We start from the raw sequence: 24,502 nt of genomic DNA, 5'->3' as shown, positions 1-24,502 counted from the left end.
TCAGCGGAGACCGGCGCGGCCCGGCGGTCAGCGGCCCTGGTTGGCCACCGCCGCGGCGGCAGCCTTCGCGGCGTCGGGGTCGAGGTAGGTGCCGCCCGCCGTGACCGGCTTCAGCTCAGCTGTGAGGTCGTAGCGCAGCGGGATGCCGGTCGGGATGTTCAGTCCGGCGATGTCCTCGTCGGAGATGCCGTCGAGGTGCTTGACCAGTGCGCGCAGCGAGTTGCCGTGCGCGGCGAGCAGCACGGTCCTGCCTGCCCTCAGATCGGGCACGATCGCGCTCTCCCAGTAGGGCAGCAGGCGGGCGACGACGTCGGCGAGGCATTCGGTGAGCGGCGCGTCGACGCCGGCGTAGCGCGGGTCCGCGTCCTGACTGAACTCGCTGCCGACCTCGATCGGCGGCGGCGGGGTGTCGTAGGAACGTCGCCAGAGCATGAACTGGTCCTCGCCGAACTCCTCGAGCGTCTGCTTCTTATCCTTGCCCTGGAGCGCGCCGTAGTGCCGCTCGTTGAGGCGCCAGTCGCGGCGGACGTCGATCCAGTGCCGGTCTGCGGCGTCGAGGGCGAGGTTGGCGGTGGAGATGGCTCGACGCAGCAGCGAGGTGTGCACGACGTCCGGGAGCAGGCCGGATTCGGCGAGCAGCCGCCCGCCGCGGCGGGCCTCGGTCTCGCCCTGCTCGGAGAGCGGGACGTCGACCCAGCCGGTGAACAGGTTCTCAGCGTTCCACGTGCTCTGCCCGTGCCGGAGCAGTACCAGCGTCCCTAGTTCAGCCATGCGGCCAGCCTGCCAGAGTGCGGCCGCGCAGGCGGGAACGGGCTCGGCGCGGTCGCAGGATGTCCGGTCGCGGTCCGGCGAGAACGGTCCGGGTGAACGGCGGGTTGAACGATGTTCTACCCACAGTGCGTTACCGTTGGGTAACACCTTCACTCGAACGCGCGCACAATCCCCGAATTGGACGACCTCCCCCCAGTTGAGATGCGTTCCGTTATCCAGAATACGGAAATTCACTCGAATGGAGTAGCCGGTAGTCTTGTGATTACTTAGCCGAATCTGGAAGGTTGAACCACGACCCGCCCCGGCTGGAACCACGCACTCCCCAGCCGGTCGTGGGTCGTAGACGCAGCTCGTCTCCCCCCTGCCGAGCTGCGCCCGCCGGCCCCGTTGGCCTCCCCCTCGCCACCGGGTCCATGCGGCGGGAACGTCAGCGGGACGGCTCGAGATCGCGACTCCCCCTCCCTCGAGCCGTCCCGCGACATCCGCCGCCGGGGCTCCTTCGGCCCCAGTTCGCCCCAACTCCGCTCACCCCGGGCCGGTTCGTCTCAGTCCCCGCTCGCCACCGCGGCGGGTACGGCCGTGCCACGACGGCGACGGCGCAACCACCAGCCGAACGCCGCCACCGGCCCGCCGAACAGCAGCAGGAACGGCGAGACCGCCGCCAGCGCGCGCAGCAGACCGCCACCGAAGTCCAGGAACGCTCCCCAGCCGTCCGCGAACCCGGCCGCGATCCCGTCGTCGTCCGGCTCCTGCGCCGGCGCACCCGGTGCACGCAGCGACAGCGAGATCGTCGACGTGCTCACCTGCCCGGCGAGCGCGTTCTTGCGCGCCTGCAGGGACTCCAGCTCGGACTCGCGTGAGGTCAGCTCCTGCTCGACCGAACCGAGTTCGGAGATCGACGTCGCCCGGTCCAGCATCCCGCGCACCCGCGCCACGCTCGCCTGTTGCGAGGCGATCCGGCTGTCGACGTCAACGACCTGCTCGGTGACGTCCTCCACGGTCTGCTCCCGCGACTTCACCTCGCCCAGTCCGGAGAGTTCGGTCAGCGTCGCGTCCAGCCGGTCGCCTGGCACGATCACCTCCAGCGCGGCCGAGTTGCCGCCGATCCGCTCGGAACCGGTGTAGCCGCCGGCCGCCGCGGCCAGCGACCGTGCCCGGTCCGCCGCCGCGAGCACGTCCGGCGCGGTCACCGTCAGATTCGCCTTCCGGGACAACTGCCGGTCCCGTACCGCCACCGGCACCGGCGGCGCCGCCTGCGCGGGCGGCGCGCCCTGCTCCGCGTCCGCGGGCCGCTGCGGCTTCGCACCGGACTCGCCGGGCGCCCCCGCTCGCGGCGCGGACTCGCCCGGCACCGCCTCCGGTGCGCGCTCCCGCCCCACGGCCGCCGAATCCCGCGACGCCGTACCGGATTCCCCGCTGCTGCAGCCCGCCGCGATTCCCGCCAGTGCCATCGCGGCAAGTGCCGCGACGGCGAGTCTTCTCGTTCTGGTCCCCATGTCGTCCCGCCTGTCGTCTCGTGTGACGGCGAAGAGACGTGGGCACCGGTCAGCGCGGTTGCACCTCGTGGGTCACGAATCGGTCAACGATCCGGGCTCGTACCCCTGTCCCGGTTCGACGAGATGTTTGAACGCCTGCAGGTTCGCCAGTGATTCACCCCGGGACACCCGCCAATCCCATTCACGCTTGATGGACGTCGCGAAACCGATTTCCAGGATCGCGTTGAAATCACCGTCCGCGGCTTCGAGAACCTGCCCGAGGACCTTGTCCAGTTCCTCGTCCGAGACGGCACCCAGACCGAGTCTGCCGACCAGGTAGATGTCGCCGACGCGGTCGATCGTGTAGTGCACGCCGTACAGCTTCGCGTTGCGCCGCAACAGGAATCGGTAGACGTCCTCGTGTGCCTCGTCCGGCCTGCGGCAGACGAACGCCTCCACCGCCAGCGAATGCTCCCGCACGATCAGCCAGCAGTTCGTCTGCAGCTTCTTCGTACCGGGAAGCGTGACGAAATAACGTCCTGCGGCGGGCGAGGTGTACTCGATCCCACTGGCGTCCAAACTGGACTCGATGATGTTGCTCGCGGTCATACCGCGACCTCCGAACGCAGGTGGTAATCGAATGCGGACGTCGCGGCCGAATACGTGGCCAGCAGCGCGTCCGTGGTCTTCTTCCAGGAGAACCGGCGCGCGTGCGGCACCGCGTTCACGCTCAGCTCGGCGAGCCTGCCCGGCCGCAGCACCAGGCTCGCCAGCGCCGACGCCCAGTCGGCGGCCCGGTGCGAGGGCACCAGCAGCCCGGACACCCCGTGCGCCACGGCCACCGGCAGCCCGCCGACCTCGGCGGCCACCACCGGCGTCCCGCAGGCCTGGGCCTCGAGTGCCACCAGACCGAAGGACTCGTTGTACGAGGGCACGGTGACCACGTCCGCCGCCCGGTAGACGTTCACCAGTGCCCGCCCCGGCTGCGGCGGCAGGAATCGCGTCTGCCGTTCGATGCCCAGCGACACGGCCAGCTCGCGCAACGCCCTCGGCTGCTCCATGCCCGAGCCGGACGGGCCGCCGACCACCAGCACCACCAGCCGCGCGGCCAGGTCCGGCCGGTCGGCGAGCAGGGTGGCGGCGGCGCGCAGCAGCACGTCGGGGGCCTTCAGCGGCTGGATCCGCCCGGCGAACGCCAGCACGATCGCGTCCTCGGGCAGGCCGAGCTCGGCACGGGCGGCCGAGCGGGAACCCGGGGTGAAGCGGTCGAGATCGACGCCCGGCGACACGGTGGAGACCGTCCGCGGATCCGCGTCGTAGAGACCGATCAGCTCGCGCGCCTCCACCGGGGTGTTGGCCACCAGCCGGTCGGCCTCGGCCACCACCTGCTCCTCGCCGATCACGCGGGTACGCGGCTCAGGGGTGTCCCCCTCGGCCAGCGCGCGGTTCTTCACCTTCGCCAGCGTGTGCGCGGTGTGCACCAGGGGCACGCCCCAGCGGTCTCTGGCCAGCCAGCCGACCTGGCCGGACAGCCAGTAGTGCGAGTGGATCAGGTCGTAGTGGCCCGGCTCGTGGAACGCCTCGGCCCGCAGGACACCGGAGGTGAACGCGCACAGTTGCGCGGGCAGCTCGTCCCGGCCCAGCGGCTCGTACGGTCCCGCGGGCACGTGCCGCACCTTCACCCCGGGCGCCAGTTCGGCCACCGGGGGCTGCTCAGAGGAGGTCGCGCGGGTGAACACCTCGACCTCGATGCCGCGCCGGGCCATCTCCACCGCGGTCTGCGAGACGTAGACGTTCATGCCTCCCGCGTCGCCGGTGCCGGGCTGTTCGAGCGGCGAGGTGTGCAGGGACATCACCGCCACCCGGCGGGGCATCCGCCCCATCGCCGAACCGTCACCGGCCGGAACCCGATGCAACGAGATCGCCACCGAACCACCTTCCCGCGTGCCGCTAGACCGACCGAACGCCCGCGAACCGCGCCAGGGCCGAGTCGAACTCGGGTGCGGCTTCGGCGAACGGCAGATGTCCTACCGACTCGAACCAACGCAACTCGGCCCCCGGAATCTTCCCGGCCGCGTACTCACCGGCGGACGGATCGACGATCGTGTCCAGGGTGCCGTGCACGACCAGCGCCGGGACGTCCACCGCGGCCAGTACGTCCCCACTGTCCACCTCACGTGCGAACAGCGCCGCACGCACCCTGGGCGGCACGGACAGAGCAGCCCCCAGCAGGGCCTGGGCCAGCGGTCCGGGCAGTGGACGGGCCGCAGCGCCCGCGTGGAACCCGGCCAGCGCGGGCAGCGCGACCTCGGGATCGGCGGAGAGCGCGCCCGGCAGGCAGTCACGCATCGTGCGGCCCACCCGGCCGCCCGCTCGCCCCCGGCCGATCTCGGTGATCGCCCCGGCCAGCACGATGCCCGCCAGCCCCGCGGTGCCGTGGACGCGCAGGTGGTCGGCGATGACCAGCCCGCCGTAGGACCAGCCGACGACGGTGGCGGGGGCACCGGAGAAGGCCAGCACGGCGGCCAGGTCCCCGGCCCAGTTCCGCGGATCGTCGTAGCCGTCCTCCGGTGCCCCCGACCCGCCGTGACCACGCAGGTCGACGGCGATCAGCCGGAAGCGCGCGGCCAGGTCCCCGGCGAACTGCGGATCCCAGGCGCGCGAGGACTGGGCCCAGCCGTGCAGGAGAACGATGGGTGGTGCCTCCGGCGGACCGGCGACGCGCAGCGCGAGCCGGACCCCGCCCGCCCCGATGACCTCGACCGGCATCACACCGCCGACTTCGACTTCCAGGTCTCCCAGTCGAGCAGCCAGTCCATCACGTCGGAGGTGGTCGGCATGTCGGCCGTGGCACCGGTGATCTCCACCGGGTCGCCGATCAGCGCCGAGTCGAAGTACGCCTTGGCGTCGGCCTCCAGCAGGTTCACGCAGCCGTGCGAGGTGTTGGCCTTGCCGATGTTGCCGCGGTTCTCCTCGTTCTCGTGGATGAACTCGCCGTGGTTGGAGATGCGGCAGGCCCACTTCTTCTTGACGTTCGTGTAGCCGTACCGGGCGTTGTCGAAGATCGCCGTCGGCTCCTTGCTCATCACGATCACGGTGCCGTTCGGCGTGTTCAGGTTCGGGTCGGCGTCCTTGCCGTTGCTGCACGGGTAGCTGGCCGACTCCGAGTCGCCCCGGTAGACCTTCATCACGTGGTCCGGGGTGTTGACCTTGACCACCTGGTTGCGGCCGATGGTGAACTTGGTGGTCACGTCAGCCTTGCCGTAGTTGCCGCCGCCGTAGTGCACGCCGTACAGATTCGCCGAGACGTTCACCTCGGTGTTCTCCGGCCAGTACTCCTTCGGCCGCCAGTTGCACTGCCGGTCGGACAACCAGGCCCAGGCGCCCTCGACCTCGGTGGAGGTCTCGATCTTGAGCGCCTCCTGCGCGGCCTTGCGGTCCTTCACCGCGGCGTCGAACTTGACGCTGACCGGCATGCCGACACCGACCTCGGCGTCGTCGGACGGATTGAGCGTCGCGCGGATCTCCTTGCCCGGCTTGACCGTGGCGAACTCGCCCGTGAGCTCGACGGGCTTGCCGTCGCTGCCGTCGGCCTTCGCGGCGTAGGTGTAGGACTTGCCGTAGCCCAGCGGCTCGCTGCTAGTCCAGACGGTCTTCTCCGGGTTCAGCCCGCCTGGCAGCTCCTCGCCGTCCGGGTTGGTGACCTTCACCTCGGCCAGCGTGCCCTCCGCGACGGTGACCGTGACCGGCGTGCGGACGGAGACGTCCGTGGCGTTGGCGGCGGGTTCGGCGGTGAGGACGGCTTTCGGCGGCGCTTCGGGTGCCGGCACGCCCCCGTCTGCGGGGCCGGCGTCGCCGTCCCCGGAGCAAGCGGCCACCAGCACCGCGGAACCAGCCGCGGCAACGCCCTTCATGAGCGTGCGCCGTTCGATCACCGTCCACCTCTTCCTGTGCCCGGAAAAACCGGGACGAACAGTCCGACGTTACCTGCAGCCGGATGGCTGGCAGCATCTACTCATGACCAAGCGAACCGCTGTGATCACCGGAGCAAGTGCCGGAATCGGTGAAGCCACCGCACGGGTGCTCGCCGAAGCCGGTTTCCACGTTGTGCTCGGGGCGCGCCGACTGGAACGCCTCGAGGCGCTGGCCCGGGAACTGTCCGGAACCGCGCTTCCATTGGACGTCGCGGACCCCGCTTCCGTTGCCGCGTTCGTCCGGGGAGTTCCAGAATGCCACGTGCTCGTCAACAACGCCGGGGGTGCCCGTGGCCTCGCGCGTGTCGAGGACGCCGACGAGGAGCACTGGCGCTGGATGTGGGAGACGAACGTGCTCGGAACTCTGCGGGTAACCAGGGCATTGCTACCCGTACTGCGCGAATCGGGCGACGGACACGTGCTGACGGTGACTTCCGTCGCAGGCCACGGGGTGTACGACGGCGGCGCCGGCTACACCGCGGCCAAGCACGCCCAGGCAGCCCTGCATCAGACGCTGCGCTCGGAGCATCTCGGCGAGCCGATCCGGTTCACCGAGATCGTCCCCGGAATGGTGCGGACCGACTTCTCGGTGAACCGCTTCGAGGGCGACGAGGAGCGCGCGGCGAAGGTGTACCGCGGCATCACCCCGCTGACCGCACACGACGTCGCCGAGGTGATTGGTTTCGCCGCGACCCGGCCCTCGCACGTCAATCTGGACCGGATCGTGCTGCAGCCCCGCGCGCAGTACAGCGGCAGCCGGTTCTTCCGTACCGAGGACTGACCGGGCCGCTCAGAAGCTGCAGTTGATCAGCAGCGGCTCGGCGTGCAGCGTCACCCCGAAGCGGTCCCGGACGCCGTCACGCACCTCCCGCGCGAGCGCGAGCAGGTCGGCCGTGGCGGCGCCACCGCGGTTGGTCAGGGCCAGGGTGTGCTTGCCGGACAGGGATACGCGGCCGCCGGGACCCGCGTGCCCCTTGCCGAAGCCCGCCCGCTCGATTAGCCAGGCCGCGGAGAACTTCACGTCCGCGCCCGCCGGGTAGCGCGGCACGCGCACGTCCGCGCCGACCGCCGCCGTGATGCGGGCCAGCACGGCGTCCGCCTCGGCGGCGGACACGATCGGATTGGTGAAGAAGGACCCCGCGCTCCAGGTGTCGTGGTCGTCCGGGTCGAGCACCATGCCCTTACCCGCCCGCAGCTCCAGCACGGCCGCGCGGGCCAGCTCGGCGGGCACCCGCGCGCCGACCTCGACGCCCAGCTTCCCGGCCAGCTCCGGGTACCGGATCGGGCTGGACAGGCCATCGGCGCGCAGCCCGAAACGGACACCGAGCACGACGCCGAGGTCGGTGCCCTTGAGGACGCTGGTGCGGTAACCGAAGCCCAGCTCGGTGGCGTCGAGCTCGCGGATCTCGCCGGTTCGGCGGTCGTAGAGCCGGATCGAACGCAGGGTCTCGCTGATCTCGCAGCCGTAGGCGCCGACGTTCTGGATGGGGGTCGCGCCGACGTGACCGGGGATGCCGGACAGACATTCGTGCCCGCCGACGCCGGCGCTGGTCATCGCCGCGACGAACTCGTCCCAGTCCTGGCCCGCGGCCACGTTCACCGTCCGCTCGCCGCCGGACTCCTCGCCGACCACCCAGCCGGTGGTGGCGATCCGCACCACGAGGCCGGGAAAGCCCTCGTCGCCGACGACGAGGTTGGAACCGCCGCCGAGCAGCAGCAGCGGCTCGCCCGCGGCGTCCGCGGCACGGACCAGGCGCACCACCTCGTCCTCGGTGGCCGCGACCGCGAAACGCCCGGCCGGGCCGCCGAGGCGCAGCGTCGTGTGCCCGGAAAGGGACTCGCCCACCGTCGCCTCACCTCCGGGCACCCGTCGCGGGGTCCCCACCGGTTCGCTCGCCTGCTCGCTCACGTCGGCCAACGGTACTGTCTGCCCTCATGGCCTCCCGTATCGAGCACCGCGCAGAGTTCACCGAGGGCGTCGACGAGGTGCTGACCGCACTGTCCGCGGAGGACGTGCTGCGCGCCCGCCTCGCCGAGCTCGGTGGCACCGGTGCCGCACTGCTCAAACACTCGGTCTCCGGCGACGACGTCACGTTCACCCTCCGCCAGGGCATTCCGGCCGAGGTACTGCCGCAGGCCGTGCGCTCGTTCCACTCCGGCGACCTCATCGTGCGCCGGCAGCAGACGTTCCGCCGCTCCGGCGAGGGCTATACGGGCACGGCCAAGGCCACCGTCGACAGCGTGCCCGGCGAGATCTCGGCGCGCACCGATCTCACTCCGTCCGGTAACGGCAGCACGCTGCGCAACTCCGGCGAGGTGAAGGTCCGGATCCCGCTGATCGGCGGGAAGCTGGAGGGGGTCATCGCCGAGCAGGTCACCAAGCTGCTCGAACGCGAGGCCGAGTTCACCGCGCGGTGGCTCGCCCGTCCGAACTGAGCCCGTCCGCACCTCGCCACCGCTGACCGAGCCGCCGACCGAACCACCGTCCGATCATGTCTCCTTCCACCCGGCACGCCCCTGCCCGCACGGTCCCGTCCCCCTCCGCGCGGCAGGCCGCCACGCGCCACCAGCCGCTGGGCAATCCGACCCGCGGCACCACCAACCCGAACCGCCTGCGCCGCGTCGACCGGTGGATCGCGGACGGTCCGGAGACCTCCCGTGCGCTGCGCGCCGCGGCCGACCCGCTGGTCGTCGACCTCGGTTACGGCGCCTCGCCGGTGACGACGGTCGAGCTGGCAAGGCGGCTGCGGCGGACGCATCCCCGGGTACGGGTGCTGGGGCTGGAGATCGACCAGGAACGGGTGGCCGCCGCGGCCACCTCGGCCGACCCGCCCCGGCTGGAGTTCCGGCGAGGCGGGTTCGAACTGGCCGGGACCAGGCCGACGGTGGTGCGGGCGTTCAACGTGCTGCGGCAGTACGGCGAGGACGACGTGGCCGCCGCCTGGCGGACCATGCTGGACCGGCTGGCGCCCGGCGGGATCCTCGTCGAGGGGACCTGCGACGAGATCGGCAGGCTGTGCTCCTGGGTCACCCTGTCCGCCGAGGGGCCCCTGTCGCTCACCTTGTCCTGCAAGGTTTCCGCTCTGGTCAGACCGTCCACTGTGGCCGAACGTCTGCCCAAGGCACTGATCCACCGCAACGTTCCCGGCGAGCGCATCCACACCTTTATGTCCACTGTGGATGAATGCTGGGCGGCGGCCGCGCCGCACCGGGCGTACGGCGCGCGGGCCCGCTGGCTGGCGACCGTGGAACTGCTCGCCGCGCGCGGCTGGCCGGTACGGTCCCGTCCCGCCCGGCTGCGACTCGGCGAGCTGACGGTGGACTGGTCCGCCGTCGCCCCGCGCTGACCTGGCGAAGATCGCTACGGCCCGTGGTCGGACATCGGCACGAATCCCGCGATCGGGTGCTTCGGCACGGCCGCGGACGGCACCGAACCCGCGAAATACCAGCTACCGGGCCGGAGCGGTTCGTACGTCGGGATCGGATCTCCGGCGGATGGTGGCCCCGGCGTGCGCGGAGGGCATACGGTGAGCCGGTGGAGTACGAGAAAGCGTTACAGGCGATCGAGATCCACTGCGACGGGCTGCGTGCCGCCGCCATCGAGGCGGGTCCGGCGGCACCCGTCCCGACGTGTCCTAAGTGGACGGTGCACAGGCTGGTGACCCATGTGGCCAGGGTGCACTCCTGGCTACTCGCCGCCATCGCCAACCCGAGCGGCGAAGGCATCCGGCCGGAAACCCCGCCGGACGACTGGGAAGCCGTGCTCGGCTGGTGGGACGCGCAGCGTGAGGACGTCCGGGACGCCTTCGCCGTCGGCCCGGACGCCCCGGCGTGGCTGCCGTTCCAGGGCTACGCCCGCACGACGGCCTCCTGGGCCAGGCGGCAGGCGCACGAGGCGGCGATCCACCGCCTGGACGCCGAACACGCCGCCGGTGACCCCTCGGTCGTCTTCGACCCGGAGTTCGCCGCCGACGGCATCGACGAACTGCTGCGCACGATGGTCCCCGGCCGCACCGGCTGGAACGAGATCCACGTGTCCGGGACCGTCCTGGTGCAGGCCTCGGACCTGGCGCGCTGCTGGACGATCACGCTCGCCGCGACCGAGGAACCGGTGGTCACCGTGGCCGAGGACATCCCGGCCGGATTCGAACCGGAGACGATGATCACCGGTACCGCCGACGACATCTACCGCGCTGTGTGGCGCAGGCCCAGCGCCGCCGAGACGCACGGCGAGCATGCCCTGCTGGAGCCGCTCGCCTCCCCGTGACACCACCGCATCACCGCAGGTCGGAGCCGATGCGGCAGGATGGCGGCCGTGTCAGCGCCTGAACATCGCTACGTGATCACCTTCGGCTGCCCGGACCGTACCGGGATCGTCGCGCGCATCGCCTCGTTCCTGGCCGACGCGGGTGGCTGGATCGTCGAGGCCGCGTATCACACCGATCCGGACTCCGGCTGGTTCTTCACCCGCCAGGAAGTCCGCGCCGACTCACTGCCGTTCGACGTGCACGAGCTGCGCGAGCGCTTCGGCCGGGTCGCCGAGGCGCTGAGCGCGTCGGCGGACTGGCGGGTGGAGGACACGGCGGAACGCCGAAGGGTGGTCCTGCTGGTGTCGCGGGAGGGCCACTGCCTTTACGACCTGCTCGGCCGCGTCGCGGCCGGCGAGCTGGACGTGGACGTCCGGGCCGTCATCGGTAACCACCCCACCCTCGGCGACATCACCAGGGCGCATGGCATCCCGTTCCACCACGTGCCGTTCCCGGCGGGCGATCCGGCAGGCAGGGCGGCGGCGTTCACCCGGCTCGCCGGGCTGGTGGACGAGCACGATCCGCACGCCGTGGTGCTGGCCAGGTTCATGCAGGTACTGCCGCCCTCGCTGTGCGAGGCGTGGTCCGGGCGCGCACTGAACATCCACCACAGCTTCCTGCCCTCGTTCATCGGCGCGCGGCCGTACCACCAGGCGCACGCGCGCGGGGTGAAGCTGGTCGGCGCCACCTGCCACTACGTCACCGCCGACCTGGACGCCGGGCCGATCATCGAGCAGGACGTCATCCGCGTCGACCACGGCGACGCCGTGCCGGACATGGTCCGCAAGGGCCGGGACATCGAGAAGGTGACCCTGGCGCGCGGGCTGCGCTGGCACCTGGAGAACCGCGTCCTGGTCCACGGCAACCGCACCGTCGTCCTCTGACCGTCCCAACCCCAACCCACCGCAATACGTCGACATATTGCGATGCGGTGTGCACGATGTTTCGCAATACGTCGACATATTGCGCTTTTCTTAGGCCGTTCGGGGGGCTGCGCGCCGGATTGGCCTGCGCGATCGGGCGGGTGGATCAGCCGGGGCGGGGGCGCGTGTGCCGGAGCCAGGCCAGCCCGATCGCGGGCAGCACCAGCGGGATGAACAGGTAGCCGCGACCGAAGGCCGACCAGACCGTGGCGTCCGGGAACGCGGCGGGATCGAAGACGCTCAGCAGGCCCACCGTCAGCACCCCGGCGAGCTCGACCGAGCAGGCCGCGAGCGCGATCAGCCACCAGGTGCGCCCCGACCTGGCCAGCGCCACCGTGGCCAGGACGTAGACCACGGCGGCGAAGGCCGAGAGCAGGTAGGCCAGCGGCGCCTCGTCGAACCGGGTCGCGATCTGCACCCCGGCGCGCGCGGTCGCACCGAGCGCGAAGATCGCGTAGACGGCGACCAGCACCCGGCCGGGCCCGCTCGCCGTCGCGCGCGGCTCCGGCCGGACCGGCCTCTCGGGCACCTGTCGCTCAGGCACTGGCACCTCCCCAGACCTCGTGCATCCGCAGGACCAGCACCGGCACGGTCACGCACGCCACGCCGAGTACCGCGGTACTGGACCGGCTGCGTTCGGCGAGCGCCCAGAGCGTGCCGACCGGCAGTACCACGAGCACCCCGATCAGGTAGCCGATGAACGTCGCCATGCTCGCCGGACGGTCGCCGCCGAGCAGCAGGACCACCGCGATCACGGTCTGCACCACGAGCAGCGCCTCGACCACGGCCAGCCCGATCAGCAACGCTCCCGAAGGCGGGCGGTTGCGCGCCACCTGAACGAAAGCCCACCCGGCGACCGCCAGCGAGCACAGCGCTACCGCCACCGCGAAGCCAGTGACCAACGATCCTCCCCGGGACGGCTACCACCGCTCGTGGTCCGAACACCGCGAGTCTAGAGGCGCGGCCGGCGCTCCGGCGGCGCTACCCGGCGAGGTGGATCCCGGCCAGCGCCTCGCGCAGGGTGCCGGTGATCTCGGCCGGTCTGCGGCTCTCCCTGGCGACGAAGACGTGCACGAAGTGGCCCTCCGCGATCAGCGTCTCGCCGTCCTCGCGGAACATGCCGATCTCGTACCGCACGCTCGTCCGGCCCAGCTTGCCTACGCGCAGTCCGGCCTTCAGCACGTCCGGGAAGGCGACCGCCCCGTGGTAGTTGCAGTGCGACTCCACGCAGAGGCCGATCGTCGCCCCGTGATGGATGTCCAGCCCGGCCCGCTCGATCAGCCAGCGGTTGATGATCGTGTCCATCACCGAGTAGTGGACGACGTTGTTCACGTGCCCGTAGACGTCGTTGTCCTTCCATCGCGTCGGAACGGTCTCCCAGTACGCATAGCTCGTCACCGCAGGGAATCTAGTGCCTGCCCGCCCGGGGGCACCGAGCTCGATGTGATGTCCGCCTCACCGGCCGGCTTTGCGAAGAACGTGCCGGAGCACGTTCTCCCGGCCGTTTCCGCCCTGCCGCGAGCATGATCGAAAATCATTACGTACTCCGCGGGCGCAGCAGAATATGCGGCACCGAGCAGCGGATCGAGGAAATTATCAGCCGATACCGCCGCGACCTCGACGAGCGCGGCCGAACGGTGCGAAGCTGCCGGGCCGAGCCCCCGCGGGGCGGCCCCGCCGGCACGGGCGAACGGACAAGCACCGAGGTACAGGCCCGAAACGGCCCATGGCATCAGGCCGTTCGATCGGGTACCTTCGGTAGCGTAGGTACGTACGCGGTAGGCCCGCTCAGTTGAGAACGGAGCAACCCCGACGGCGCGGTTTCACAGTCTGCGCCCTGGTCAAAACTTCATTTGGTCGGTGGGGTCGACCGCGTAGAACCGAGTAATTCTTGACTTACCGCTCCCGAGCTGTGCCCGGTGAATTCCCGGCACGCGGAGCCGGACCATTATTGCGACGCCGCCCTTCGCGGCGCGTCAGAAAAACACGAGGTGTACATGTCCACAACGGACATCCCGACCCGGCCCGAAGCGCCCCGCAAGCCGAAGCCCATCATCTCCGGCACGCGGTCGATGCCGGAGCACGTGACCGTCAAGGTCTTCGTGCTGATGCCGATCGTGGCGCTCGCGGCCACCATTCCCTTCGCCTGGGGCTGGGGCCTGAGCTGGCTCGACATCGGGATCGGGGCGCTCTTCTTCGCGTTCACCGGACTCGGCGTCACGGCCGGCTACCACCGCTACTTCACCCACGGCTCGTTCAAGGCGAAGCGCTGGCTGAAGATCCTGCTCGCGATCGCCGGGAACATGTCGGCACAGGGCCCGGTCACCACCTGGGTCGCCGACCACCGCAGGCATCACGCGTTCTCCGACCGCGCGGGCGATCCGCACTCCCCGTGGATGTTCGGCACCGGGGCCCGGGCACTGGCCAAGGGCTTCTGGCACTCGCACATGGGCTGGCTGTTCCAGCGGGACGTGACGAACGTCGAACGCTTCGCCCCGGATCTGCTCGCCGACAAGGACATCAGGCGGGTGGACGCGCTCTTCCCACTCTGGGTGGCGCTGACCTTCCTGCTGCCCGGGGTCGTCGGCGGCCTGATCACCTGGTCGGTGTGGGGCGGTGTCACGGCGGCCTTCTGGGCGGGCGTCGTCCGGGTCGGCCTGCTGCACCACGTCACCTGGTCGGTCAACTCGATCTGCCACATGATCGGCGAGCGTCCGTTCGCCAGCCGCGACAAGGCCGCGAATTTCTGGCCGCTTGCGATCTTGTCCTTCGGTGAGTCGTGGCACAATCTGCACCACGCGGACCCGACCTGCGCGCGGCACGGGGTGCTGCGGGGGCAGATCGACATCTCCGCGCGACTGATCTGGATCTTCGAGAAGCTCGGCTGGGCCTGGAACGTCCGCTGGCCGACACCTACCCGGCTCACCCGGATCACCATCAAGAATTGAGAGGGGCAACCATGATCAACGAGGCGAGGCCGCAGGACGCGGCACGCACCTCCGGGGTGGCGCCCGTGCAGTTCAGCGCGCCGGCCGAGGCCGGCGAGTTCGACGCGGGCCAGTCCGCCGTGGCGTTCGACGCGACGCAGCGCTCCCCGTTCAGCCAGGACGCCGTAGCGGCGTCCGGCGAGTAGCCGACTTGTCGCCAAGCACACGTTCGGTGGGATCGCTCGCTTTTCCCGCTCGTGTGTGCTTGACTTCTCTTGGCTCCGGGAGGCAGTCGCCTTCTGGCGCCATCCTTATTTTTGTCACACAGGAGATTTTTTTATGACGCAGGGCACTGTTAAGTGGTTCAACTCCGAGAAGGGGTTTGGCTTCATCACCCCCGACAACGGCGGCGGCGACGTCTTCGTGCACTACTCGGAGATCCAGGGCAACGGGTTCCGCACCCTGGACGAGAACGCCCGCGTTGAGTTCGAGATCGGCCAGGGCCAGAAGGGCCCGCAGGCTACCTCGGTCAGCGTTATCTGACCCAACGCTCTTCACTCGAAGCCGTCACCTGTTCGCAGGTGGCGGCTTCGTTTTTTGCGCCCTCCCCTCCCCGCGGACGTTCCGCCGCGCGAGTACCTCGCCGGAGCAGGGCCGACCGTGCGATCGGAGCCGAGCGGCGGCGGCCCGCCTCGCCCTCGGGATCGAGCGATGACCGGGACCGGTGCGGGTGCGAACCCCCTCGACCGGATCGGCGGCGAACGATTCCGGAAACCAGGAACTCCGAGACCGGCTCATTACGACCCAGTCGCGGGGCAACGGACAACGCGATGGCCGTGAATTCGTCGCGGCCCGCTCGGGGCCGAACGGAAACGTTCTCGTCGACCCGGTACCGAGAACCGGCAAGGAAACAGCAAGTCACATCCGCACACTTTCCGAGTTCCCGCTCCGGCCGCACAGAAATGTTCACCGGGTCGGCCCAACGTCGCGGCCGAGTCGGCCGGACCCGCTCCGCGGCCTCCACCCGACCGTTGACGCCCTCCGGGTTCCCGCTCGCCCGGGACCGGAACCGCCGGTACGACCTATGGCTTGCGCTGTTCGGCGGTACGGCATGCGGTACGAGCAGCAGCGACGGTCACAATGAGATAACGCAGGCAACGTATGTGTCCGACGCATATTGCCGAGCTGACCGCTTGGTTGGAAACTTCCGGACAGCTCAATTCCCTGCACCCTGCTCCCCATGAAGTCCGGTTTCCAGCACGCCTTTCTCCGCCGAATGCGCACTCGCGATATTCGGCGGGACGCTCATGCGCGAGACGTGTCCGCGGACGGAATGTGGCGCCTTATCGAAAACGGAGCTGCAATGCGAAAGAGTCTGGGGGCCGTTCTCGCGGCCGGAGCGATGTCGGTCGGAATCATGCTGACCGGCCCCGGTGTGGCCGCGGCCGACAGTTCCGGCGCGGGCATCGAGAACCCGCCCAACGCGGTCGGCAAGGAGAGCGCCTGGATCGCCGACTTCCCCGGTGCCGAACAGCACCCGGCGAGCCCGGAGAACTACTCGGCGGCCAGCCGCCCCGGCTCCACCCCGATCAACAAGGTCGTCATCCACGTGACCCAGGGGAGCTGGGCGGGCTCGCTGAGCTGGTTCGCCAACCCGGAGGCCCAGGTCTCGGCGCACTACACGGTCCGTTCGAGCGACGGCAAGGTCGCCCAGTCGGTGCCGGAGAAGGACATCGCCTGGCACGCGGGCAACTGGAGCTACAACGAGACCTCGATCGGCATCGAGCACGAGGGCTTCGTCGACGACCCGAAGTGGTTCACCGAAGCCATGTACCAGGCCTCGGCCAAGGTCACCGCGAACGCCGTCAAGACGCACGGCATCCCGCTGGACCGTCAGCACATCGTCGGCCACAACGAGGTTCCCGGCGCCACGCACACCGACCCGGGACCGCACTGGAACTGGGACCACTACATGCAGCTCGTCGCCCAGTACGCGGCCTGATCCCAGACTGATCCGAGGCTGATCCGCCCCTGATCCCGGCCCGACGCCGGGGTGGCATCCGCACTGCGCGGTCGCCACCCCGGCGTTCGTCGTCTCCGGGTGCGATCGCCCGTTCACTTTCGCCGCGCGTCCACGAGGTCCACACTGGCGGGACGGACGCAGTCAGGCGAGCCAGGGACGGCATTTCAGGGACCGTATTGAGCCAGGAACACCTCGAGGCAGCGTTGCCCGTCGGGGCCGACCCCCGGCGGTACGCGCGTGTCCTGGCCAGGGTGCACGAGGCGGCGCTGTCCGGCTCCGCGATGCCGGCCGCGCCCCGGCCGGTGATCGGCGCGTCCTGGCAGCGCATGCGCAGGCTCGGCCTCGACCCGGATCGCGGCGGCCAGGTGGATCCCCTCGGCCCGGCCGAACTGGAACAGCGGCGCAGGCGCAGCGGGCTGACCGAGGCCTGGGGCATCCTGCGCGTCAACCTCACCAGCGTCGCCGAGGAGGCCGCGCACATCGTCGTGCTGGTCGACGCGGACGGACGGGTGCTCTGGCGCGACGGCAGCACCGCGGTCCGCAGGCGCGCCGACGGCCTCGGTTTCACCGAGGGCGTCTCCTGGCACGAGGACGCCGTCGGCACCAACGCGATCGGTACGGCACTGGTCGCCCGCCGTCCGGTGCAGGTCTACTCCGCCGAGCACTACGTCCGCTCGCACCACGGCTGGACCTGTGCCGCCGCGCCGGTGCACGATCCGCGCGACGGACGGCTGCTCGGCGTCGTGGACCTGTCCGGGCCGGCGGCGACCGTGCACGCCAGCACCCTGGCGCTGGTCGACGCCGTCACCCGGCTGGCGGAGGCACAACTACGGCAGGCGCACCTGATCGACCTGGAACGCCTGCGGGCGATCGCCGTCCCGGCGCTGGCCAGGGTCACCGGAAGCGCGGTGATCACCGACCCGCACGGCTGGGTCGCCGCGGCGACCGGGCTCGCGCCCGCCGACCGGATCGCGCTGCCCGCCGACTGCGGTCCCGGCCCGGCCTGGCTGCCCGGTTACGGCGGTTGCGTGCTGGAACCGGTGCCGGGCGGCTGGCTGATCCGGCAGGCAGAGGGCGCCGATCCGGACGGGGCGCCCACCCGGGTGGTGCTCGATCTGCGTTCGCCGAGGAACTGCTCGTTCACCGTCACCGGCGCGGGCGGTACCTGGACCCGGACGCTGACGCCCCGGCACGCGGAGATGCTGTACGTGCTGGCGCGCGATCGCGGCGGGCGGTCGGCCGCGGAACTGGCGCTCGACCTGTTCGGCGATCCGGCCCGCACGGTGACCGTCCGCGCCGAGATGTCCCGGCTGCGCAGGCACTTCGGCGGGCTGCTCGAACCGAGGCCGTACCGGTTCGCCGAGAACATCGACGTCCGCCTGCTGTACCCCGCCGACCCGGCCGAGGTACTGCCGCACTCGACGGCACCCGCCATCCGGTCACCGCGCGAATAGGCCGGCGCCCGCCGGCGCGAACGGGACCCCCGAGGCGAGCGCGCGCCTGCCGATGGACAGGGCCTCGCCCAGCAGGCCGACCCCGATCGACAGGGTCATCGGCCGCGCGTCCTCGTGCATGCCGCCGGCGACGGCGAGAAACCCGAAGCCCGCCCCGAGCAGCGTGCTGCCGACCCAGACGCCGAGGGTGGACCAACGGTACCGCTGCCAGAGCACGCCGTCGCGGGCGAACACCCGCACGGTCCGGCCGCGAACCATCCCGAGCGTGAGCCCGAGCCCGGAATCACCCGCCAGCCAGCCGAGGTCGGCGGGTGTGACGACCGGCAGCGTGCAGACCCCGTACACCCCGATCGCGCCGAGGACCAGCGGTGCTCCCCAGAGTTCCCGCGCGACGAGCGGCTCCCCGCGCAGCCTGCGGACCACAGGACGACGACGGCCGCCACGATCAGCGCGGTCGGCAACCATTGGCGCATCGTTTTCCCGAGCTTTATTTGGCACGTTGACGCTAAATAAAATAGCAAGTGCGTGCTATAACAGTCAACGTGCCGAAGATCGTCGACCCCGCCGCCCGGCGCCTGGCCATCGCGGACGCCGTCTGCCGCGTGATCGCGCGCAGCGGCATCGAACACGCCACATTGCGGGTGATCGCCCGCGAGGCCGGGCTCGCCATCGGCTCGGTCCGGCACTACTTCGCCGACTACGAGGAACTGCTGGCGTTCGCGATGGAGACCTACAACGCACGGGTCGGCGCTCGGTTGCGGGCGCACCTGGCCAGGCTCACCGACGCCGATCCGCGCGCCGTCGTCGAGGACATGCTCGGTGAACTCCTCCCCCTCGACGAACAGCGGCGCGCGGAATCGCTGGTGTGGCTGGAACTCACGACCGCCGCGCGCAAACGACCCGAACTACGCAGGCACGCCGACCGGTTCGCCAAGGACACGCGCACTCTCGTCGCCCGGATCCTCACCGGCTCCGCCGAACGCGGAAAGCTGCGCCCCGGCATCGACATCGCCGTGGAGACAGTCCGGCTCACCGCACTGATCGACGGGCTGGTCACCAACGCCGTCGTCCACCCCGCACGTACGCCACCGGACCTCGCCCGCCAGGTCGTGCGCACCCATCTGGACTCACTGAGCAGCGAATCCGGGGATTCCCGGCCCGCCGGAGTCCACGATCGGGACACAATGCGCAGGTAACTGCTCACCCCGGCACCCACTCGGATACGTTCATCGGCGAAGTCACCACGGGGGCGGAGGAACTGAGGATGACGAGCACCGCGACGCGGCAGGCGGGCCCCGTGTCCCAGCCGGCGCCGCCCGGTCCGGACGCGGAGCGGGACCAGGGCAGGTCCGGGCTCGGCTGGCTGCTCGCCCTGCCGCGCAACGCCGTCCGCCGCCTCGTCCGGTCCGCGGGCAACACTCCCGGCAGGCTGTCCGTCATCGCGCTCGGCCTGGTGGTGCTCGCCCTGCTCACCGCCCTCGTCGGCACGTTCGCCGTCCAGGGCAAGCAGGACACCATCGACGGCCTGGTCGACCACCGGGAACCGCTCGCCGCCGCCGCGCAGCAGGTGTATCGCTCGCTGTCCGACGCCGACGCGACGTCCGCGAGCGCGTTCCTCTCCACCGGCTCCGAGCCTGCCGAACTGCGCGACCGCTACGAAGTGGACATCGCGCAGGCGGGCGCGGCGCTGGCGAAGGCGGCCTCCGACTCGGAGGGCGCCGAGTCCTCCGAGCGCGTCGACACGCTGAGCAGGCAGATTCCCGTCTACACAGGACTGATCGAGACGGCGAGGGCGAACAACCGCCAGGGTTTCCCCGCCGGCGCCTCGTATCTGCGCGAGGCGTCCGAACTGATGCGGTCCCAGATCCTGCCCGCCGCACAGGATCTGTACCGCATCGACACCGAACGGCTCAGCCAGGAGCAGGACGACGCGACCTCCTTCCCGTTCTTCACCACGCTGCTCGTACTCGGCCTGCTCGCCGCCCTCATCGCCACGCAGATCTACTTGCGCCGCAAGACCAATCGCGTGATCAACGTGGGGCTCATGGTCGCCAGCATCGCCACCGGCGTCGCGATCCTGTGGAGCGGGACCGCGCTCACCGTGCAGACGGTGCTCGTCGGCAACGGCGCGACCGAGGGCACCGAGCGCGCCGATGTCCTGGTGCGGGCCCGGATCGCCGCGCTGCAGGCCCGCGCGGACGAAACACTCACCCTGGTCGCCCGCGGCGACGGCGGCAGGTACGAAAAGGACTTCGTCGCGCTGGGACAGACGCTGGCCGGGCCGGACGGTAACGGCGGACTGCTACGCGAGGCGCGCGACGGGGCGCAGCCGGAGATGACACGGTTCTCCGACGCGGCCACCGCCGACGCGCGAGCCTGGTTCGCCGCGCACACCGAGGTCCGCGCACTCGACGACTCCGGCGACTACCAGGGAGCGGTCAGCCTGGCGATCGACGGCGCCCGCCAGGACGGCACGGCGACGGCTTTCTACCGGCTGGACGGAAATCTCGCGCAGGGCATCGGCGTCACCCGCCAGGCTTTCCTGGACGACACCGTCGGCAGTTCGCGGGCGCTGACCCTGCTGGCACCCGGGTTCGCGGTGCTGATGGTGGTGGCGGCGCTCGGCGTGACCCTGGGCATCCGGGAACGGTTGCGGGAGTACCGGTGAGGGGCGGGGACATGAGATCGAAGCGTGTGGCACTACTGCTGGCGGCGGTGTTGCTGGCCGGCGGTTGCGGTTCTCCCGGAGCGCCGGTGGACCCGGCGCCGGTGGGCGCGGTGGAGCGGCCGAAACCGGCGAACGTCGGCGGCGGCGAGGCGGACACCGGCGGGGCGGGCGGCGACGACTGCAACGCGACCGCCAGTCTCGCACCTTCCGGCGACGTCGCCGAAGGGTCCACAATGGACAAGATTCGCAAGCGCGGGAAACTCGTCGTCGGCGTGGACCAGAACACCTTCCTGTTCGGATTCCGGAACCCGACGAACGGCAACCTCGAAGGTTTCGACATCGACATGGCGCGCGAGGTCGCGAAGGCGCTGTTCGGCGACGCCAACGCCATCCAGTTCCGCGCGATCTCCTCGCAGCAGCGCGAGCAGGTGCTGAAGGCAGGCGAGGTGGACATGGTGGTGCGCACGTTCACCGTCAACTGCACCCGCCTGAAGTCGATCAACTTCTCCTCGGTGTACTACGTCGCCGGGCAGCGGGTGCTGGTGAACGAGGGCTCCCCCGCCGCCAGCCTTGCCGACCTCGGCGGCAAGCCGGTGTGTGCGGCGAAGGGGTCGACCTCGCTGAAGAACATCACCAAGAACTCGGCGAAACCGGTACCGGTGTCCGTGGAGAACTGGTCGGACTGCCTGGTGATGTTGCAGCAGGGCCAGGTGGAGGCGGTGTCGACCGACGACGTCATCCTGGCCGGGATGCTCGAACAGGACCCGACGACGAAGATCGTCGGCGGTAAGTTCACCGAGGAGCCGTACGGCATCGGGATCCCGAAACAGAACGAGGACATGGTCCGGTACGTGAACTCGGTGCTGGAGACCGTCCGCAACACCGGACCGTGGCAGGCGAGCTACGACCGCTGGCTCACCGCGCGCCTCGGGCCCGCTTCTCCGCCTCCGCCCAGCTACAAATAGGCCTCCTCCGCCCACCTTCCGGTCGAAGCTCGCTGGCAGGAAGCGGTCACGGTGGGCGCCCGCCCGTTGTCGGGCGGCAGGGTGAATCCGACCCGGTTCACCCTCGGCGAAGGCGCATGGTGATGCAGACCCGACACGACGAGCCGAGCCCCCGGCAACGGAACCGGCGAACGCCGCGGGTGGAGCGACCTCCGCACGCCCCCGCCCGGACCGTGGTCGCCGCGGTGCTCGGGGCCGGCCTGCTCACCGCGTGCGGCCAGACGTCTCCGACGACGACGCCGCCACCGGCGGAGGCGGCCCCCGCGGCTTCCTCCGCCCCGGCCCAGCAGGAACACCGGCTGGAGGTCGAGGTGACCGGCACGGCCACCCTCACCTCGCTCGCCTTCACCCTCGACGCGGAGGTCAGCGAGGAGACGGCGGTGACGCTGCCGTGGCGCAAGTCGGTCGTCGTGCCGTACGGCGCGGGCCGCCACGAGTGGACCCTGACCCTTCAGCACACCGGCGGCGACATGGCCGCGACGGCAACCGTGAACGGGAAGCTGGTGACCCGGACCGGCGGCGGCGGGTCGGCGGGAAGCAACAACACCGCCAAGCTGTCCGGGAGCTTCACGGACTGACCGCCCGGCCGGTACCACGACGGTGACCCGGCGTCGCCACCAACGAACGGCCTCGTCCGCCCGCACACGGCCGTGCCCAGCACCTTCCGGTCGAAGATCCCTGGCAGGAAGCGGTCAGGGCGGGAGCCCGCACGCACCCCGCGCGGCAGGGTTGATCCGACCCGGTTCACCCTCGGGAAGGCGGATGGTGATGGAAACCCGACACATCGAGCTGAGCTACCAGCCCGCACGGTTCGAGCAGTTGTCCGCGGAGATTCGTGCGGTGCAGCGCGAACTGGCCGAGATCGTCGAGGTGGCCGAGTCCGAAGACGGCTGGATCTCGGCGAAGGTGGACGCGCGCGGAGACCTGCTGGAGCTGACGCTGGACCCCCGGATCTATCGCGATCCCGACTCGAAGGCACTGTCCCGCGCGATCGAGCAGACCTACCGGGCGGCGCGAGCGGCGGCCGACGAGCGCGCGTTCACGCTGACCATGCGGCTACGGGAGTTGCCGAGCGTCACGCCCGGCAACTGATCCCGGTCCGAGCACACGGCCACCACGAAATCCGTTGAGGGCAAGTCCATCGAGGCAAGGAGAAACACGATGGCGGGCGAACAGAACGGCGTGCACATGAACATCGACGCCACCACGACGGCGATGACCGGCGTCGGCAGCGCGGGCGACAACTTCGGGCAGAAGTGGTCCTCCGCGGTCGCGAACGGCACCGGTGGCATCGGGCAGGGCCCGATGGGCCAGGGATTCCTGGCCGGGTTCTCGCCCGGCGAGCAGCGGCTGAACGAGGAGGCGACCCGGATCGCGGGCGCGGTCCGGAAGCTGGCCGAGGCGGGCGAGCTGTGCGTGCAGGACTACCAGGCGGCCGACACCAAGGGTGCCGAATCCCTGCGGCGGGAGTGAGTCATGGCCATCGCGGAACCGAGCAACGAACTCTGGGCGGCCGTCAAGGCCATCGACAACTCGTGGCCCCCTGACAACGAGGACAACGTCCGCACCCTCGCCGAGGACTGGCGCAAGGCCGGGGAAACCGCCCACCTCGCCGGCACCGAGCTCAGCGACGCGCGCGGGGCGGCGGAACAGGCGTGGGCCGACCAGGCGGGTCAGGCCATGGGCCAGCAGATCAACCAGGGCACCGTCACCCTGGACGGCCAGCGCCAGGGCGCCGAACAGCAGGCCGCCATGGCCGACCGTTACGCGCAGAGCCTTATCGACGTCAAGAACGCGATCGTCCAGGTCATCGAGGTCAACCTGCCCGCCTACCTGCAGATGGGCAACCCGATGTACGGCGCGGCGGGGGCCGCCCAGCAGCAGCAGTTCGCCGCCGAGATCGCCCAGCGCATCAAGGCACTGGTCGCGGAGAAGTCCCAGGGCCTGCAAGCCCCGCCACCCGCGCCGAACAGCAAGACAGACACGGCTCGTGCGGGCGACATAGCAGGCATGATCGCCACTGTCGCCGGAGTGGGCGCGCTGATCCCGGGTGTCAACGTGGTCGCGGCACCGGTCGCGCTACTGGCCGGCGCGGCCGCGTTGGGCCTGCACGGCGCCGACATGCTGGACACCGGAAGCTACGACGACCCGAAGGCCTGGCGCACCCTCGGCGGGGACGCCATCGGCCTGATCCCGGGCGTGCGGGGCGTGAACGCGGCCCTCGACGGTGTGCAGGCGGTCCGCGGGACCGACGTGGTCAACTCCGCGGCCAGCGTCGCGCTGGCGGTTCCGGGGGCCAAGGACCTGATGGGTTACGGCGATCCGATCAACGACCAGAACAAGGAACTCGCCGCCAACACCAGCGTCGGCAAGAGTGTCGCCCTGGAACTGATGCGCCTCAAGCGCTGAGACCGGTACCGGATCCGGCCGCCGCGACGCCCTGGTAGCGCGGTGCCGCGCCCCGTGCGCGAGCGGTGGCCGGATTCCGCGTGTCCGGGTGCCCGGTCGTGGACAAAACCCCGTGAACGGCCCCGGTGCCGGGTCCGGCCACTAGGATCGTCGCAGCGTTGACGACTCTTGCCGGGGAGGTAGCAGTGTCGGATGAGCCACGCCGTCCGCGGCACGCGACGACGGACGGGGATACCGGCACGACCGGGGAGACCGCCGGGACACCGCCCGAGGACGGGGGAACCGGCTGGCGGGGCTCGCCGGGAGTACTCGGCGGCACCGCCGAGCCGGAGCCGGAACAGCAGTGGACGCCACCCACCCGCAACCCGGCCCAGCGGCGGAACCCGGCCGGGCCGTCGAACTCGGCGCAGGAGACGCAGCAGTTCGCGGCCGTCGAGGCGCCCACGGGCGCCCCCGCCGCCAAGCAGGCCGCAGCCACCCAGCAGCCGGCCACCCAGCAGCCGGCCACCCAGCAGCCGGCCACCCAGCAGCCGGCCACCCAGCAGCCGGCCATCCAGCCGCCGTCCG

At 70.7% G+C, this 24,502-nt stretch carries 28 protein-coding genes; 17 read left to right on the top strand and 11 right to left on the bottom strand.

The genetic code is table 11. The features are described from left to right. Nucleotides 1–27 precede the first annotated feature (27 nt). The 6 genes from CFN78_RS00395 to CFN78_RS00370 form a co-directional block, all read right to left on the bottom strand. Nucleotides 28–771, bottom strand: coding sequence for a phosphoglyceromutase (locus CFN78_RS00395; RefSeq protein ID WP_094860522.1), 744 nt, complete (start codon nucleotides 769–771; stop codon nucleotides 28–30). Nucleotides 772–1,316: 545 nt separating this feature from the next. Next, a complete protein-coding gene (locus CFN78_RS00390; RefSeq protein ID WP_240519165.1) occupies nucleotides 1,317–2,267 on the bottom strand; it encodes a DUF4349 domain-containing protein in 951 nt (316 codons plus the stop codon). Nucleotides 2,268–2,339: 72 nt separating this feature from the next. Next, entirely contained in the window at nucleotides 2,340–2,855 is a 516-nt protein-coding gene (locus CFN78_RS00385) for a type III secretion system chaperone family protein (protein WP_094860520.1), read from the bottom strand. After that, nucleotides 2,852–4,120: a D-inositol-3-phosphate glycosyltransferase gene (mshA, locus tag CFN78_RS00380; RefSeq protein WP_165777422.1), complete on the bottom strand. Its 1,269-nt coding sequence runs from the start codon at nucleotides 4,118–4,120 to the stop codon at nucleotides 2,852–2,854. The genes CFN78_RS00385 and mshA overlap by 4 nt, the downstream gene beginning before the upstream one ends. A gap of 76 nt (nucleotides 4,121–4,196) precedes the next feature. Beyond that, nucleotides 4,197–5,015 (bottom strand): alpha/beta fold hydrolase, encoded by an 819-nt coding sequence (locus tag CFN78_RS00375; protein ID WP_094860519.1) that lies wholly within the window; start codon nucleotides 5,013–5,015, stop codon nucleotides 4,197–4,199. Continuing rightward, entirely contained in the window at nucleotides 5,015–6,181 is a 1,167-nt protein-coding gene (locus CFN78_RS00370; protein ID WP_094860518.1) for a L,D-transpeptidase, read from the bottom strand. The genes CFN78_RS00375 and CFN78_RS00370 overlap by 1 nt, the downstream gene beginning before the upstream one ends. A gap of 82 nt (nucleotides 6,182–6,263) precedes the next feature. Between CFN78_RS00370 and CFN78_RS00365 the strand changes: the two genes are divergently transcribed. Then, nucleotides 6,264–7,001: an SDR family oxidoreductase gene (locus CFN78_RS00365; RefSeq protein ID WP_094860517.1), complete on the top strand. Its 738-nt coding sequence runs from the start codon at nucleotides 6,264–6,266 to the stop codon at nucleotides 6,999–7,001. 9 nt (nucleotides 7,002–7,010) lie between these two features. Here the strand turns inward: CFN78_RS00365 and CFN78_RS00360 are convergent, their stop codons facing one another. After that, on the bottom strand, nucleotides 7,011–8,087 hold the full coding sequence (locus CFN78_RS00360) for a UDP-N-acetylmuramate dehydrogenase (protein ID WP_094861016.1): 1,077 nt from the start codon (nucleotides 8,085–8,087) through the stop codon (nucleotides 7,011–7,013). 68 nt (nucleotides 8,088–8,155) lie between these two features. On the opposite strand from CFN78_RS00360, the gene CFN78_RS00355 reads away from it, so the two are divergent. The 4 genes from CFN78_RS00355 to purU all read left to right on the top strand — a co-directional run bounded on the left by CFN78_RS00355 (nucleotide 8,156) and on the right by purU (nucleotide 11,411). Beyond that, complete coding sequence (locus CFN78_RS00355) at nucleotides 8,156–8,656, top strand: DUF2505 domain-containing protein (protein ID WP_094860516.1); 501 nt, start codon at nucleotides 8,156–8,158, stop codon at nucleotides 8,654–8,656. Between the two features lie 56 nt (nucleotides 8,657–8,712). Then, nucleotides 8,713–9,567 (top strand): class I SAM-dependent methyltransferase, encoded by an 855-nt coding sequence (locus CFN78_RS00350; protein ID WP_240519164.1) that lies wholly within the window; start codon nucleotides 8,713–8,715, stop codon nucleotides 9,565–9,567. Between the two features lie 188 nt (nucleotides 9,568–9,755). Beyond that, nucleotides 9,756–10,487: a maleylpyruvate isomerase family mycothiol-dependent enzyme gene (locus CFN78_RS00345; RefSeq protein WP_240519163.1), complete on the top strand. Its 732-nt coding sequence runs from the start codon at nucleotides 9,756–9,758 to the stop codon at nucleotides 10,485–10,487. 39 nt (nucleotides 10,488–10,526) lie between these two features. Continuing rightward, nucleotides 10,527–11,411 carry a formyltetrahydrofolate deformylase gene (gene purU, locus CFN78_RS00340; RefSeq protein WP_205660383.1) on the top strand — a complete coding sequence of 295 codons (885 nt, stop codon included), beginning with the start codon at nucleotides 10,527–10,529 and terminating at the stop codon, nucleotides 11,409–11,411. A 145-nt stretch (nucleotides 11,412–11,556) separates the two neighbouring features. On the opposite strand, the gene CFN78_RS00335 is transcribed toward purU, so the two are convergent. From CFN78_RS00335 to CFN78_RS00325, 3 genes are all read right to left on the bottom strand, one after another. Next, nucleotides 11,557–11,994: a hypothetical protein gene (locus CFN78_RS00335; protein ID WP_094860515.1), complete on the bottom strand. Its 438-nt coding sequence runs from the start codon at nucleotides 11,992–11,994 to the stop codon at nucleotides 11,557–11,559. Continuing rightward, on the bottom strand, nucleotides 11,987–12,352 hold the full coding sequence (locus CFN78_RS00330) for a hypothetical protein (RefSeq protein WP_094860514.1): 366 nt from the start codon (nucleotides 12,350–12,352) through the stop codon (nucleotides 11,987–11,989). The genes CFN78_RS00335 and CFN78_RS00330 overlap by 8 nt, the downstream gene beginning before the upstream one ends. Nucleotides 12,353–12,431: 79 nt before the next feature. Then, nucleotides 12,432–12,848, bottom strand: a complete 417-nt coding sequence (locus CFN78_RS00325; RefSeq protein WP_094860513.1) for an acyl-CoA thioesterase — start codon at nucleotides 12,846–12,848, stop codon at nucleotides 12,432–12,434. 599 nt (nucleotides 12,849–13,447) lie between these two features. Here CFN78_RS00325 and CFN78_RS00320 point away from each other — a divergent pair. The 5 genes from CFN78_RS00320 (at nucleotide 13,448) to CFN78_RS00305 (ending at nucleotide 17,854) form a co-directional block, all read left to right on the top strand. Further along, complete coding sequence (locus CFN78_RS00320) at nucleotides 13,448–14,398, top strand: acyl-CoA desaturase (RefSeq protein ID WP_094860512.1); 951 nt, start codon at nucleotides 13,448–13,450, stop codon at nucleotides 14,396–14,398. A gap of 11 nt (nucleotides 14,399–14,409) precedes the next feature. Then, complete coding sequence (locus tag CFN78_RS28950) at nucleotides 14,410–14,583, top strand: hypothetical protein (protein ID WP_165777397.1); 174 nt, start codon at nucleotides 14,410–14,412, stop codon at nucleotides 14,581–14,583. Between the two features lie 133 nt (nucleotides 14,584–14,716). Further along, the gene (locus CFN78_RS00315) at nucleotides 14,717–14,920 is read left to right on the top strand and encodes a cold-shock protein (RefSeq protein ID WP_094860511.1); all 204 of its coding nucleotides are present in this window, start codon (nucleotides 14,717–14,719) and stop codon (nucleotides 14,918–14,920) included. Nucleotides 14,921–15,740: 820 nt separating this feature from the next. Then, a complete protein-coding gene (locus CFN78_RS00310; protein WP_094860510.1) occupies nucleotides 15,741–16,379 on the top strand; it encodes an N-acetylmuramoyl-L-alanine amidase in 639 nt (212 codons plus the stop codon). Between the two features lie 197 nt (nucleotides 16,380–16,576). Next, nucleotides 16,577–17,854 (top strand): helix-turn-helix domain-containing protein, encoded by a 1,278-nt coding sequence (locus tag CFN78_RS00305; RefSeq protein ID WP_094860509.1) that lies wholly within the window; start codon nucleotides 16,577–16,579, stop codon nucleotides 17,852–17,854. On the opposite strand, the gene CFN78_RS00300 is transcribed toward CFN78_RS00305, so the two are convergent. Beyond that, nucleotides 17,840–18,319: a DUF1453 domain-containing protein gene (locus CFN78_RS00300; RefSeq protein ID WP_240519162.1), complete on the bottom strand. Its 480-nt coding sequence runs from the start codon at nucleotides 18,317–18,319 to the stop codon at nucleotides 17,840–17,842. The two genes, CFN78_RS00305 and CFN78_RS00300, sit on opposite strands and share 15 nt — an antisense overlap. 77 nt (nucleotides 18,320–18,396) lie before the next feature. Here CFN78_RS00300 and CFN78_RS00295 point away from each other — a divergent pair, with 77 nt between their 5' ends. The 7 genes from CFN78_RS00295 (at nucleotide 18,397) to CFN78_RS00265 (ending at nucleotide 23,935) form a co-directional block, all read left to right on the top strand. Beyond that, the gene (locus CFN78_RS00295) at nucleotides 18,397–19,050 is read left to right on the top strand and encodes a TetR/AcrR family transcriptional regulator (protein WP_094860508.1); all 654 of its coding nucleotides are present in this window, start codon (nucleotides 18,397–18,399) and stop codon (nucleotides 19,048–19,050) included. 68 nt (nucleotides 19,051–19,118) lie between these two features. Further along, complete coding sequence (locus tag CFN78_RS00290; protein ID WP_094860507.1) at nucleotides 19,119–20,522, top strand: hypothetical protein; 1,404 nt, start codon at nucleotides 19,119–19,121, stop codon at nucleotides 20,520–20,522. An 11-nt stretch (nucleotides 20,523–20,533) separates the two neighbouring features. Next, entirely contained in the window at nucleotides 20,534–21,487 is a 954-nt protein-coding gene (locus CFN78_RS00285) for a glutamate ABC transporter substrate-binding protein (RefSeq protein WP_094860506.1), read from the top strand. Nucleotides 21,488–21,609: 122 nt separating this feature from the next. Then, nucleotides 21,610–22,104 carry a hypothetical protein gene (locus tag CFN78_RS00280; protein WP_133116261.1) on the top strand — a complete coding sequence of 165 codons (495 nt, stop codon included), beginning with the start codon at nucleotides 21,610–21,612 and terminating at the stop codon, nucleotides 22,102–22,104. A gap of 190 nt (nucleotides 22,105–22,294) precedes the next feature. Continuing rightward, on the top strand, nucleotides 22,295–22,618 hold the full coding sequence (locus CFN78_RS00275) for a YbaB/EbfC family nucleoid-associated protein (protein WP_165777396.1): 324 nt from the start codon (nucleotides 22,295–22,297) through the stop codon (nucleotides 22,616–22,618). Nucleotides 22,619–22,687: 69 nt separating this feature from the next. Beyond that, nucleotides 22,688–22,999 (top strand): hypothetical protein, encoded by a 312-nt coding sequence (locus tag CFN78_RS00270; RefSeq protein ID WP_094860503.1) that lies wholly within the window; start codon nucleotides 22,688–22,690, stop codon nucleotides 22,997–22,999. A 3-nt stretch (nucleotides 23,000–23,002) separates the two neighbouring features. Next, complete coding sequence (locus tag CFN78_RS00265) at nucleotides 23,003–23,935, top strand: WXG100-like domain-containing protein (RefSeq protein ID WP_094860502.1); 933 nt, start codon at nucleotides 23,003–23,005, stop codon at nucleotides 23,933–23,935. Nucleotides 23,936–24,502 lie beyond the last annotated feature (567 nt).

The sequence above is a fragment of the Amycolatopsis antarctica genome (genome assembly GCF_002262875.1).
Lineage (GTDB): Bacteria > Actinomycetota > Actinomycetes > Mycobacteriales > Pseudonocardiaceae > Amycolatopsis > Amycolatopsis antarctica.
The sequence above is the reverse complement of the archived record's forward strand: the minus strand, read 5'-3'. Positions and strand labels throughout refer to the sequence as shown.

Excerpts from the sequence above, each read along its gene's own strand:
- CFN78_RS00265 (WP_094860502.1), top strand. The coding sequence starts at position 23,003 with ATGGCCATCGCGGAACCGAGCAACGAACTCTGGGCGGCCGTCAAGGCC.
- CFN78_RS00385 (WP_094860520.1), bottom strand. The coding sequence starts at position 2,855 with ATGACCGCGAGCAACATCATCGAGTCCAGTTTGGACGCCAGTGGGATC.
- purU (WP_205660383.1), top strand. The coding sequence starts at position 10,527 with ATGGCGGCCGTGTCAGCGCCTGAACATCGCTACGTGATCACCTTCGGC.
- CFN78_RS00285 (WP_094860506.1), top strand. The coding sequence starts at position 20,534 with ATGAGATCGAAGCGTGTGGCACTACTGCTGGCGGCGGTGTTGCTGGCC.
- CFN78_RS00365 (WP_094860517.1), top strand. The coding sequence starts at position 6,264 with ATGACCAAGCGAACCGCTGTGATCACCGGAGCAAGTGCCGGAATCGGT.
- CFN78_RS00390 (WP_240519165.1), bottom strand. The coding sequence starts at position 2,267 with ATGGGGACCAGAACGAGAAGACTCGCCGTCGCGGCACTTGCCGCGATG.
- CFN78_RS00315 (WP_094860511.1), top strand. The coding sequence starts at position 14,717 with ATGACGCAGGGCACTGTTAAGTGGTTCAACTCCGAGAAGGGGTTTGGC.
- CFN78_RS00395 (WP_094860522.1), bottom strand. The coding sequence starts at position 771 with ATGGCTGAACTAGGGACGCTGGTACTGCTCCGGCACGGGCAGAGCACG.
- CFN78_RS00300 (WP_240519162.1), bottom strand. The coding sequence starts at position 18,319 with ATGGTTGCCGACCGCGCTGATCGTGGCGGCCGTCGTCGTCCTGTGGTC.
- CFN78_RS00280 (WP_133116261.1), top strand. The coding sequence starts at position 21,610 with ATGCAGACCCGACACGACGAGCCGAGCCCCCGGCAACGGAACCGGCGA.
- CFN78_RS00355 (WP_094860516.1), top strand. The coding sequence starts at position 8,156 with ATGGCCTCCCGTATCGAGCACCGCGCAGAGTTCACCGAGGGCGTCGAC.
- CFN78_RS00310 (WP_094860510.1), top strand. The coding sequence starts at position 15,741 with ATGCGAAAGAGTCTGGGGGCCGTTCTCGCGGCCGGAGCGATGTCGGTC.
- CFN78_RS00270 (WP_094860503.1), top strand. The coding sequence starts at position 22,688 with ATGGCGGGCGAACAGAACGGCGTGCACATGAACATCGACGCCACCACG.
- CFN78_RS00290 (WP_094860507.1), top strand. The coding sequence starts at position 19,119 with ATGACGAGCACCGCGACGCGGCAGGCGGGCCCCGTGTCCCAGCCGGCG.
- CFN78_RS00320 (WP_094860512.1), top strand. The coding sequence starts at position 13,448 with ATGTCCACAACGGACATCCCGACCCGGCCCGAAGCGCCCCGCAAGCCG.
- CFN78_RS28950 (WP_165777397.1), top strand. The coding sequence starts at position 14,410 with ATGATCAACGAGGCGAGGCCGCAGGACGCGGCACGCACCTCCGGGGTG.
- CFN78_RS00350 (WP_240519164.1), top strand. The coding sequence starts at position 8,713 with ATGTCTCCTTCCACCCGGCACGCCCCTGCCCGCACGGTCCCGTCCCCC.
- CFN78_RS00275 (WP_165777396.1), top strand. The coding sequence starts at position 22,295 with ATGGAAACCCGACACATCGAGCTGAGCTACCAGCCCGCACGGTTCGAG.
- mshA (WP_165777422.1), bottom strand. The coding sequence starts at position 4,120 with ATGCCCCGCCGGGTGGCGGTGATGTCCCTGCACACCTCGCCGCTCGAA.
- CFN78_RS00375 (WP_094860519.1), bottom strand. The coding sequence starts at position 5,015 with ATGCCGGTCGAGGTCATCGGGGCGGGCGGGGTCCGGCTCGCGCTGCGC.